10 protein-coding genes are annotated in these 11,242 nt (G+C 72.1%); 7 read left to right on the forward strand and 3 right to left on the reverse strand.

Features of this window, described 5'->3' with window-relative positions:
* Positions 1-7 precede the first annotated feature (7 nt).
* A complete protein-coding gene (locus tag FrCorBMG51_RS13970; protein WP_047223509.1) occupies positions 8-1,945 on the reverse strand; it encodes a glycosyltransferase family 39 protein in 1,938 nt (645 codons plus the stop codon).
* Entirely contained in the window at positions 1,942-4,179 is a 2,238-nt protein-coding gene (locus tag FrCorBMG51_RS13975) for an AAA family ATPase (protein WP_047223510.1), read from the reverse strand. The genes FrCorBMG51_RS13970 and FrCorBMG51_RS13975 overlap by 4 nt, the downstream gene beginning before the upstream one ends.
* A gap of 545 nt (positions 4,180-4,724) precedes the next feature.
* Here FrCorBMG51_RS13975 and FrCorBMG51_RS13980 point away from each other — a divergent pair.
* From FrCorBMG51_RS13980 to FrCorBMG51_RS14000, 6 genes are all read left to right on the forward strand, one after another.
* Positions 4,725-5,549 carry an undecaprenyl-diphosphate phosphatase gene (locus FrCorBMG51_RS13980; RefSeq protein WP_047223511.1) on the forward strand — a complete coding sequence of 275 codons (825 nt, stop codon included), beginning with the start codon at positions 4,725-4,727 and terminating at the stop codon, positions 5,547-5,549.
* On the forward strand, positions 5,546-5,710 hold the full coding sequence (locus FrCorBMG51_RS28260) for a hypothetical protein (protein WP_157180501.1): 165 nt from the start codon (positions 5,546-5,548) through the stop codon (positions 5,708-5,710). Before FrCorBMG51_RS13980 ends, FrCorBMG51_RS28260 begins: the two co-directional genes overlap by 4 nt.
* Entirely contained in the window at positions 5,707-6,498 is a 792-nt protein-coding gene (locus FrCorBMG51_RS13985; RefSeq protein ID WP_047223512.1) for a histidine phosphatase family protein, read from the forward strand. Before FrCorBMG51_RS28260 ends, FrCorBMG51_RS13985 begins: the two co-directional genes overlap by 4 nt.
* A 68-nt stretch (positions 6,499-6,566) precedes the next feature.
* The gene (locus FrCorBMG51_RS13990; protein ID WP_047223513.1) at positions 6,567-7,352 is read left to right on the forward strand and encodes an SCO1664 family protein; all 786 of its coding nucleotides are present in this window, start codon (positions 6,567-6,569) and stop codon (positions 7,350-7,352) included.
* 85 nt (positions 7,353-7,437) lie between these two features.
* Positions 7,438-8,679: a cysteine--1-D-myo-inosityl 2-amino-2-deoxy-alpha-D-glucopyranoside ligase gene (gene mshC, locus FrCorBMG51_RS13995; protein WP_047223543.1), complete on the forward strand. Its 1,242-nt coding sequence runs from the start codon at positions 7,438-7,440 to the stop codon at positions 8,677-8,679.
* A gap of 34 nt (positions 8,680-8,713) precedes the next feature.
* Positions 8,714-9,601 (forward strand): DivIVA domain-containing protein, encoded by an 888-nt coding sequence (locus FrCorBMG51_RS14000; RefSeq protein WP_235433572.1) that lies wholly within the window; start codon positions 8,714-8,716, stop codon positions 9,599-9,601.
* Between the two features lie 116 nt (positions 9,602-9,717).
* Here FrCorBMG51_RS14000 and FrCorBMG51_RS14005 read toward each other — a convergent pair whose 3' ends face one another.
* Positions 9,718-10,557: a PAC2 family protein gene (locus FrCorBMG51_RS14005; RefSeq protein WP_047223514.1), complete on the reverse strand. Its 840-nt coding sequence runs from the start codon at positions 10,555-10,557 to the stop codon at positions 9,718-9,720.
* Positions 10,558-10,811: 254 nt separating this feature from the next.
* Here FrCorBMG51_RS14005 and FrCorBMG51_RS31290 point away from each other — a divergent pair.
* Positions 10,812-11,242 (forward strand): homocysteine S-methyltransferase family protein (locus FrCorBMG51_RS31290; protein ID WP_047223553.1); only part of this gene is annotated, 431 nt, incomplete at its 3' end.

Here is an 11,242-nt window from a genome sequence, read left to right on the forward strand (position 1 = left end):
CGGCCGGTCAGCGCAGGGTGGAGAACCGTTCCAGCGAGGCGCCCTCGTAGACCATGCGACGGTCGACCTGGAAGGTGCGGTCGCGCAGGGCGGCCAGTTGGTCGGAGACGACCGCGCAGGCCCCCTCCAGGGTCTTGTAGCCGTCCGCCCGGACCAGGAACACCGCGTGACCCGGCCCGGCCATCGTGTTCACCCGGGCGGCGAAGTCCGCGCCGGAGGCCCGTCGCATCCGTTCCGCGTAGTCGACCCAGTCGACCAGCGCCGGCCCGCTGGTGTCGGCGTAGACGATCTGCCGGACGTCGAGGTCGCCACGGCGCTCGATGGCCCGGTACACCGCCGGGCCCAGCTGGTCGGGGCAGTAGGCGACCACGTCACCCGGCCGGGCCAGCGCCGCGATCCGGCTCGCGATCTCCCCGGCCTGGGTGCGTTCCTGCCGGGCCATGTGCCAGCCGCCGAACAGCCCGGTCACGCAGACGACGACCAGGAGCGTGGCCCGCGCCCGGCCGGGCAGCAGGCCGATGCCGAGCGCGGCGAGCAGCAGGAAGGCCGGCAGCGAGATCCCGGTGTAACGCTCCGTGTACGCACTGCCGCCGGTGGTGTTGACCAGGTAGGCGAGGACGAGCGGGATGAGCCACACCGCGACCAGGTAGCGGCCGGGCACCCGCCCGGTCGGGACGATGTGCAGCCCGTCGTCCTGCGGGCGCCCGGTCAGGCCGAGCAGGGCCGCGCCGAGCAGGACCACCCCGAGCAGCGCGCCGGTCGAGGTCGGGCCGGCCCAGTCGAACACCGTGTCCAGCAGCACCTGCGCCTGCACCCGGGCCGCCCACGGCGTGCCCGTGTGCAGCATCTGGAACAGGAAGGACGGCATCCACGGCGCGAACAGCACCGCCGAGGCGAGCATCGCCGCCAGGGCCGACAGCGCGGGACGGCGGTAGCTCACCCGGCGCAGCGCCTGCACCGCGAGGAAGACCGCGACCGTGGTGAGCAGCAGGAACGTCCAGTAGTGGGTGTAGACCAGCGCCGAGGTGGCCACGGTGAGCACCACCAGCCGGCGGCGGGTCGGCCGCTCCAACGCCCGCACCAGGGCCAGCCCGAACAGCAGGACCAGCAGGACGACCAGCGAGTACATCCTGGTCTCGCTGCCGTAGCGGATCGCGTAGGGCGAACAGGCGAACAGCAGCAGGGCGGCAAGGCCCGTGCGGCGCGGGGTGTCGGCGTCACCGCTGCCGAACATCGCCGCCGCCCGACCGACCCGGCGGCCGGCGATCCAGGCGACCGGCAGGGTGATCAGCGACAGGATGCCCGACAGCGCGCGGACGGCGACGTCGCCCGTCCCGAACATCGAGATCCACACGTGCAGCGACAGGTAGTACAGCGGCGGTGAGCCGTCCCGCCGCAGCGCGTCGAGCAGTCCGCCGACCGGCCTGCGGGCGATCTCCACCGTCAGCGACTCGTCCAGCCACAGATGGCTCGGGGTCGCGAAGCGGGCGATGACCCCGATCACGATCGCGGCGATGGTGCCGACGACCAGCAGCCGGCGCAGCCAGCGCTCCCCGTGCGCCGCCCAGTCGCGTGCGGTCGACGGCCGCTCGGCCTCGCCGGGACCGGCCGCCGGCGGGACGCACGTCGCCTCCGGAGGGGACGCCACCACCGCCTCTGCCGCCGGTACCACCGCCGGTGCCGTGCTCGACGCCACCGCCGTTTCCGTCACCGCCGCCGTCACCGCCGCCGGCGGCGGTGACGGCGGCGGTGACGGAAACGNCATGACCGACACCGCTGTCGGCGCGAGGGGCACCGGCGCGGGCGGATCCGCCACCGGGCCCCCGGAAAAGTCGGCTCTCACCAGCGAGACGGTACTCACAGTGCCGGCCTGCCGATCGTCGGTGTCGGCCGGTTGATCGGCCGCGGCCCGCACGGGGGCGGGGGAAAGTTCGGATGGGCTCATGCTTCGGCCTGCCGTCCCTCCTCGTCGGCCGCCTCAGGCTGGATCTCCTGGGCGAGCAGGGCCGGCAGCAGGGTGGCGCGCTGCCGGCCGCCGGAGCGGTGCACCGCGGCCCGCAGCGCCGGGCCGTTGACGGACACCACCGACAGATGCCGCCGTGCCCGGGTCAACGCGGTGTAGATCAGCGGACGGGTCAGCATCCGGCCCGCCTCCGGCGGGAACACGGCCACCACCGCCGGCCACTCGCTGCCCTGGGCCCGATGGACCGTGACCGCCCAGCCGTGCCGCAGGTCCCCGACGATCCCGCCCGGGACCTCCACCGCCCCGCCGGGAAACGCCACCGTGAGCGCGCCCTTGTCACCGACCGCGGTCACCACGCCGATCTCGCCGTTGGCGAACCCGTCGTCGAGATGGTTCGCGGTGGCCACCACCCGGTCCCCGACGTCGAACCCGCCGCCCGCCCGGGTACCGGGGTTGAGCGCCTGCTTGAGCGCGGCGTTGAGCGCCTGCGTCCCCGCGGGGCCGCCGTGGACGGGGGTCACCACCTGGATGTCCGCGACCGGGATGCCCAGCGCCCGCGGGATGGAGTCGGTGACCAGTTGGACGACCCGGTGTGCCGCCTCGCCCGTGCTGCGGGTGGGCACCACCACCACCTCGCGGTCCGGTCCGGACGGGGGCGGGGGCAGCTCACCGGCGCGCACGGCCGTCGCCAGCGTCGCGATCCCCCCGCCCTCGGACTGCCGGTAGAGGCGCCGCAGCTCGGTCACGGGCACCACCCCGGCCGCCAGCAGGTCCGCCAGCACCCGGCCCGGGCCGATGCTGGGCAGCTGCGCGGGGTCCCCGACGAGCAGCAGATGGGTGCCGTCCGCGCAGGCGTCGACGAGGGCCGCGGCGAGCTCGGCGTCGAGCATGGACACCTCGTCGACCACGACGAGGTCCGCCTCGACCGGGTTGTCGGCGTCGCGCGCGAAGGTCCCGGAGGTGCCCTGCGCCTGCAGCAGCCGGTGCAGCGTGCTCGCCGGCCACTCGCACAGCTCCTCCAGCCGTTTGGCGGCCCGGCCGGTCGGGGCCGCCAGGGCCACCTGCGCGCCGGCGGCGCGGGCGAGCCGCACGACCGCGGCGACCGTCCGGCTCTTGCCCGTCCCCGGCCCGCCGGTGAGCAGGCTCACGCCCGCGTCGAGGGCGGTGCGGGCGGCGTGCAGCTGGGTCTCGTCCAGGCCGGCCAGGACCGCGGCAAGGTTCTCGTCGTCCTCATCGTTCTCGTCCGCCCCCTCGGGCCCGTCCGCGTCCGCTGCCGGGGAAGCCGCCCCGGCAGCGGCGTCCGCGGGACCGCCCGGCTCCTCGCCGTCATCGAGATCGAGACCGTCGATGTCGTCCAGGGCGTCGAACATGCCAGGAAGATCGTCATCGTCGGCGGCGGCCGGTCGACGCGCCGGTGTCGCGCCCGTTGGGGTCGCTGTGGTCGCTGTGGCCGGCCGGGGGCGGACGGATCCGGGGCGCAGCGGCTCGGCGAGGGCCAGCAGCCGCGCGACCCCCTCGGCCAGGGTCTGTTCCGCCGTGGCGTACCGCTCGAGCGCGGCCAGCTCACCGGTGATGACCACCTGACCGTCCTCGACGGCGCTGCCCAGCGCCGCCACCGGGTCCCCGACCCCGTCGCGGGCGGCGGCCTGCAGCAGCGGGCCCACCTCCGCTGCCGTGTCCCCGACGCGGGACGCGGCCCGGCGCAGCAGGTACGTGACCACCGCGGGGCCACGGCGGTCGTCGTCGCGGCGCGCACCCATGGCCCGGGCCAGCCGGTCGGCCTGGGTGAGCTCCGCCTCGCCCGCGGCGAGCAACGCCCACGGATCGGCGCGCAGGGCGTCGGCCACCCCCGGCCCGAGTTCGTCGACCAGCCGGTGGACCAGACGGACCGGCAGATCGGCCAGGATCAGCAGCTCGGCCGCGGCATAGGCGCCCCCGGCGGCGGAGAAGGACTCCACCAGCCGCCGGGCCCGTGCGGGAGGGACGCCGGGGACGGTCGCCAGCCGGGTCGCGTCCACGTCGGACGGGGTGCGGATCCCGGCGTCGGGCAGGCGGGCCGCGGTCGTCCGGCCGAGACCCGGCCACAGCCCGGCAGCGCAGAAGGCCGTGAACAGCACAGCCGGGTCGACGGCCGTGCCGTTCGCCGGGCCGTCCGCTGGTACCCCGTCGCTGGCCAGGCTGGGTAGCGCGTCGGTGGAGATGGTCTCGGCCGGCATGCCGGCAGTCTAGAGCGGCCGACGGACCGGCCGTTGCGCGCCGAATCCCGACGTGCCACCAGTAGTTACTGACAGTGACGTCCGATGCTGGATGTTTCCTGCCTGTCCTGTCTCCTGCCTGGCCGTCTTCGTTCCCGTCCTTCCCGTCTTTCCCGCTTCCCATCCTTTTCTTCCCGCCGGCCGTCCCGGTGTCCCTGCCGGCCGTGCCGGCGTCGGCGTGGCGGCCGACGGATGACCGATGCGGGAGCGACGGGGGACCCACGGACGATCAGCGGAACGACGGCCCCTGCCCCCGGGGGAACCTCGGACGAAGGCCCGCGGGCAGGTGCCGCTAAGGTCGATGCGACCCGTCGGGCTCCGCCACGACAGATCCGGGCAGCCGGGCGTGTGGCGTCGGGACAGCTACCCTGAGCAGGTCTCGCGGTGGCGGCTCGTATTCCGATCATCGACACCGGCCCTGTCGTGCCGATCGCGGTGACGGCAACCATGCCCAGTGTTGATCATGTAGTGCCGTATACCAGAGCCACACACAGAGGAGACCGGGAGTGAACGCCCTGGAAGCAGTCGTGCTGGGCACCGTGCAGGGGCTGACGGAGTTCCTGCCGATCTCCAGTACGGCTCACCTGCGGATCGTCCCGGCGTTCTTCGACTGGGAGGATCCCGGCGCGGCGTTCACCGCGGTCACCCAGCTCGGGACCATGGCCGCGGTCCTGATCTACTTCCGCGGGGATCTGAGCCGGATCGCGCTGGCGTGGGCGCGGGGCCTGCGGGACCCGGAGATCCGCCGTACGCTCGACTCCCGCCTCGGCTGGTACATCGGGCTGGGCACGATCCCGATCGGGCTGGTGGGCTTCGCCTTCCAGCACCAGATCGAAACGGGTGCCCGCAACCTGTGGGTGATCGGCGCGGCGCTGATCCTGCTGGGCCTGGCGCTGCTGTACGCCGAGCGGAAGGCCACGCTCAAACGCGACGTCGACGACATCGGGCCGCGGGATGCGGCCATCATCGGGTGCGCCCAGGCGTGCGCGCTCATCCCGGGGGTGTCCCGATCGGGGTCGACGATGACCGCCGGGCTGCTGGTCGGGCTCACCCGGGAGGCGGCCGCGCGCTACTCCTTCCTGCTGTCGATCCCCGCCGTGGTGCTCTCCGGCCTGCTGGAGCTCCGCAAGATCGGCGAGGACGGCGGCGCCGGCATCGGGGCCACGGTGATCGCGACCATCCTCGCCTTCGCCGTCGGGTACGCCTCCATAGCCGGTCTGTTGAAGTTCCTAGTTCGGCACAGCACGATGGTGTTCGTCGCATACCGGGTGGCGCTGGGTAGCCTGGTACTCCTTCTGGTCGCTTCCGGAGTGGTCGCGGCCACGCCATGACGGCGATCATCCCGGGAACCAGGTCCCGGGGGGCAGGTCCCGGGAACTCGTCCCGGCAACACAGCGTCTCGCGGGTGGGCATCGTGCAGATCGTCATGCAGGCCGCGGCAAAGATCGCGGTAGGGATCGTCGTGCGGGGCACCGTCGGGCAGCCGCGGTGACCACCGTTCTGCTCGTACGCCACGGGCTGACCGCGGTGACCGGCTCCATCCTGCTCGGCTGGACGCCGGGTGTCGGCCTCGACGACAGAGGCCGGGCGCAGGCCGGCGCGCTGGCCGGGCGGCTGGCGTCCGTCCCGCTCACCGCCGTCGTCTCCAGCCCGCTGCAACGCTGCCGGGAGACCGCCGAGGCGATCGTCGCGCGGCAGCGGGCGGCCGCCGCGGACCAGGGCGAAGGCACCCAGGACGGTCAGGACGGTGACGCCAGCCGGGCCGGGCCTGGCACCGGCACCAACGCCGAGGGGGGCTCGGGCACGCGGGAGTGGGACGCCGTCACGCTCGACGACCGGCTGGGGGAGTGCCACTACGGCGACTGGACCGGCCAGGAGACGAAGGTGCTGACCGCCGACCCGCTGTGGCGGACCGTCCAGGACCATCCCAGCGCGGTGGTCTTCCCCGGCCCCGGCGGCGAGGCGCTGCGTGACACCCAGCACCGGGCCGTCACCGCGGTGCGGGACTGGAACGCCCGGCTGGGGCCGGCGGCGGTCTGGCTGGCCTGCTCCCACGGCGACGTCATCAAGGCGATCGTCGCGGACGCCATGGGCATCCACCTCGACCTGTTCCAGCGGATACTGATCGACCCCTGCTCGCTGACCATCATCCGCTACACCGAACGGCGGCCGTTCGTGATCCGGGTGAACGACCGGGGTGGTTCCGTCGCCGACCTGCTGCCAGCGCCGTGGATGTTCCCCGCCGACAAGGGCGACGCGGTCGTAGGCGGCGGGGCGTAGGCCGAACCATAAGCAGGGTGGGCCACACGGTGGGACGGGCGCGTGCCCGGCCGTCCAGACTGGGTGGCGTGAGCGAGCCCGCTTCCAACGTCACCCCGCCTGGACGGCCGGGGCCAGCACCCGATCTGGCCGACACCGGGGGCCTCGACGCGTCCGATGCCCTCACACTGCTGCGGGACGGCGAGATCACCGTCACCGGACGCCTGCTCGAGGCCAGCAACACCACCCTGTACTGCGAGATCAGCCTGGACGGGGTCGACGGCCGGTGTATCTACAAGCCGGTGCGCGGCGAACGCGCGCTGTGGGACTTCCCCGACGGGACGCTGGCCGGCCGTGAACGCGCGGCCTACCTGGTCTCCGAGGAGACCGGGACGGGGATCGTGCCGCCCACGGTGCTGCGGGGCGGCCCGTTCGGGACGGGCATGGTCCAGCTGTGGATCGACGTCGACGAGACCGTCGACCTGATCGCTCTCACCCGTTCCGATGATCCCCGGCTACGGACGATCGCCCTGTTCGACGCTGTGATCAACAATGCCGACCGTAAGGGAGGGCATCTGCTGCCCGCCCCGTCCGGCCGCGTCTACGGCGTCGACCACGGGGTGACCTTTCACGTCGAGAACAAACTGCGGACAGTGCTGTGGACGTGGCGGGGACAGCGCCTGCGCACGGACGAGGTCGAACTGCTCAGCTGCCTGCGGGAGGCTCTCGGCGGCCCGCTTGCGGCGGAGCTCGCGGACCTTCTCAGCAACGCGGAAATCAACGGATTGCGGGCCCGAGTGGGCCGTCTGCTGACCGAACGCCGTTTTCCGATGCCGTCTGGTGACTGGCCGGCAATCCCCTGGCCGCCCTTCTGACCAACTGACCAACCGGCCGGCCAGCGCGGACCCACGGATCCCACGAAGCGACTGCGCGTTCCGCGCGTCCGGCTACGCTGACTGTATGCAATCCTGGCCGGCTCCCTCCCGCTCCCGGCTGCCTGGCCGGGGATTACCCCTCCGGGTTTCCGACACGGCCACCCGCGCCGTGCGCCCACTCGCCGCGGGGCAGACAGTCCGAATGTACGTCTGCGGGATCACCCCGTATGATGCCACGCATCTTGGGCATGCATTCACCTATCTCACCTACGACTTGGCGTACCGGGTTCTGCTGGATGCCGGGCATGACGTCGTCTACGTCCAGAACGTCACCGACGTCGACGACCCGCTGTTCGAGCGGGCCCGGCGGGACAGCCTGGACTGGCGGGAGATTGCCCGCAGTCAGACCGAGCTGTTCCGCGCCGACATGACCGCGCTGCGTATCCTTCCGCCCGCGGTGTACGCCGGGGCGGTCGAGTCGATTCCCCTCGTCATCGAACTGATCGAGCAGTTGCGCGACCGTGGCGCGGCCTATCCGGTAGAACAGGACATCTATTTCCCGATCGGCGCGGCTCCCCGCTTCGGCGAGGTCTCCCACCTCAGCCATGCCGAAATGGTCACCCGGGCCGCGGGCAACGGTGGTGATCCGCGGCGCGTGGGCAAGGAGGATCCGCTCGATCCGCTGCTGTGGCGGGCGGAACGCGCCGGGGAACCCTCATGGCCTTCCCCGTTCGGGCCGGGCCGGCCGGGCTGGCACATCGAATGTGCCGCTATCGCCCTGGCGCATCTCGGGGACAGCATCGACATTCAGGGCGGCGGCACCGACCTGGTGTTTCCCCACCACGAGTGCGGCGTCGCCCACGCCGAGGTGGCCAGTGGGGTGTGGCCGTTCGCCCGCACCTATGTGCACACCGCCATGGTTTCGCTCGGTGGGCACAAGATGTCGAAGTCGCGGGGGAACCTGGAGTTCGTCTCCCGGCTGCTGCGCGGCGGTGTCCAGCCGGCGGCGATCCGGCTTGCCCTGCTCGACCACCGGCACACCGTGGGGTGGGAGTGGACGCCGGGCGCGATCGACACCGCCCGTGACCGGCTGGCCCGCTGGCAGGCGGCAACCGCCGGTGCGAGTGCCCCCGACGCCCGGCCACTGCTCGACGACGTCCGCCGGCACCTCGCAGACGATCTTGACGCTCCGGGTGCGCTCGCCGCGGTCGACCGTTGGGCGGCCACGGCGCTGACCGTGGGCGGGCAGGACCCTGAGGCTCCCGGACTGGCGCGTGCCATCATCGACTCGCTACTCGGGGTGGACCTTGACCCGGTTGTACCTTGACCGGTTTGTACCTTGACCCTGTCGTGCCTGGAGGATGTTCACGTTGATGGGCGCCCACTACCAGCGGGCAGACGCTGGAACCTACGGCGAACGACCGGCATTCGGCGAACGGCCGACATTCGACGAGGTGGCGCGGGGCTACGACCCCCAGCAGGTCGAGGAGTACCTGGACACGCTGTGGCGGTACGCGGGCCAGGTGACGGCCCGGGCGGCCGCGGCCGAGGCGGCGCTGGAGAGCGAACGCCTCCGTCGGGACGCCGAGTCCCAACTGCCCGACAGGTCCGCGGCGCAGGCGGGTGGACGGATCGGCATCATGCTGGCCATCGCGCAGCAGGAGGCCGACGAGATCGTCGCGGGTGCCCGCGGCATCGCGGAACGGGCCCTTCAGGAGGTCGTCGAGGACTCCGCCGCCAACCATCCCATCGTGCGCAGGGCGCGTGAGCAGGCGGACAAGCTGCTCTTCGACGCGGTCGAGCAGTCCCGGCTTCAGGCCCGGCAGCGGCACGCCGACGTCGAGACGCAGATCGCGCGGCTGTCCGGCAACCTGGAGACGTTGCGCCACCAGCAGGGCGAGGTGCTCGGCGCGCTGCTGCGGCTGCGCAGCCTGGTCAACAACGAGGAGATCGACCGGGCGGTCACGGAGCTGGCCCGGGCCGGGGCCGCGTCCGCCGCTGCGGGCGCAAGCGATCCCGCGGGCGTCGAGGAGCGTGAACGGACCACGGCGTACCGTCCGGACGCGGCCACATCCGCGCAGACGGTGATAGACTCGGAGCAGAAAGTCACTGCCGCGAGCACCGATACAAACGCTGCTACGAGCTTTGCGGATACGAGCTTTTTCGCCCGGGCGGCGAAGGCGGCCGGTGGCTCCTCGCGTTACCGTGACGACGAGGACATCATCGACGCCGAGGTCGTCGAGGAGTAGCCGCCGAGCAACGGCGGCCGTCGGGCGGTGGAGTGCCATGACGGGCGACGGGGAGGCCCTGTGTCGTATATCACATTCGAGCAGGGTGTTCGAAGATCAGATCAGGGATTGGGTGACTACCGCCCGCGACGGCGCAGGTACCGTTCAAATTCGCGGGCGATCGCGTCCCCACTGGCCTCCGGCAACTCGGTCTCCGGCTCCCTCGACTCGAGCGCACGGACGTACTCGGCGACCTCGGTGTCACCGGCGGCAAGCTCGTCCACCTGGCGTTCCCAGGCCCGGGCCCGCTCGGGCAGGTCATCGAGGGGGATCTCGATGTCGAGCAGGTCCTCGACCCGGCGCAGCAGCGCCAGCGTCGCCTTCGGGCAGGGTGGGTTCGCCACATAGTGAGGGACCGCGGCCCAGAAGGACACCGACGCCAGCCCGGCGCGGGTACACGCGTCCGCGAAAACCCCGACGATGCCGGTCGGACCCTCGTACTTCGACGCGTCCAGCCGGAAACGGGCGGCGGTGCCGGCGTCCCCGGCGGTGCCGTTGATCGGCACCGGGCGGGTGTGCGGCGAGTCCGCGAGCAGCGCGCCGAGACTGACCACCGTCTCGCCGCCCAGGGCGTGCACGGCCTCGATCAGCTCGTCGGTGAAGCTGCGCCAGCGCATGTTCGGCTCAAGACCACGGATGAGGATCAGGTCGCTGTCGCCGCTGGTCGGACTCGCCACCGACAGCCGGGTCGTCGGCCAGGCGATCTTACGGGCATCGCCTGTCCCGCTCACCGTCGGCCGGTTCACCTGGAAGTCGTAGTAGTCGTCCGGATCGATGGCGCCGACGACTCTCGCGTCGAACGTCGACTCCAGATGCTCGACGGCCGCGGACGACGCGTCCGCGGCATCGTTCCAGCCTTCGAAGGCAGCCACTACGATCGGCGACCGTAGCTGACCGACATCGGAGAACTCGATCACCTGCCACCTCCTGCCGCCCCCTGGCGGTTCACTGCCCCTGTGACAGTGCAACGGTACGTCCTACGTTCGTGCGTGCCGGCGGATCCTTGTGACCCACTGTCGGAGAAATGCCGCGAGACCGCCCCGGCCCGTCCCGCTCCACCGTCCAGTTGACGAAAATATTGCCGGCCGGAAGGCCCGTAAGCAGGGCGAACCCAGTGGCGAGCACAAGCTGCGACCGTGGGCGGCGGTGATGCTACCGGTACGCTTCGGACGTGCGAGGAGATCTGCTGTCCGTCCTGGCCGAGCGCGTCGTGGTGGCCGACGGCGCCATGGGAACGATGCTGCAGGCCGCCAGCCTGACACTCGACGACTTCGACGGGCACGAAGGCTGTAACGAGATCCTGAACGTGACGCGTCCAGACGTGGTACGAGCTGTCCACGACGCCTACTTCGCTGTCGGGTGTGACGCAGTCGAGACAAACACGTTCGGGGCTAACCTCGCCAATCTTGGAGAGTACGGCATCGCCGACCGTATCGGGGAACTGGCCGAAGCGGGCGCCCGGATAGCCCGTGAGGCTGCCGACTTCTGGAGCCGACCCGGCCAGCCCCGCTTCGTCCTCGGTTCGGTGGGCCCCGGCACCAAGCTACCCAGCCTCGGCCACATCACCTACCGGCCGCTGCGGGACGCCTACCAGCGGCAGGG

Source organism: Protofrankia coriariae (assembly GCF_001017755.1).
GTDB lineage: Bacteria > Actinomycetota > Actinomycetes > Frankiales > Frankiaceae > Protofrankia > Protofrankia coriariae.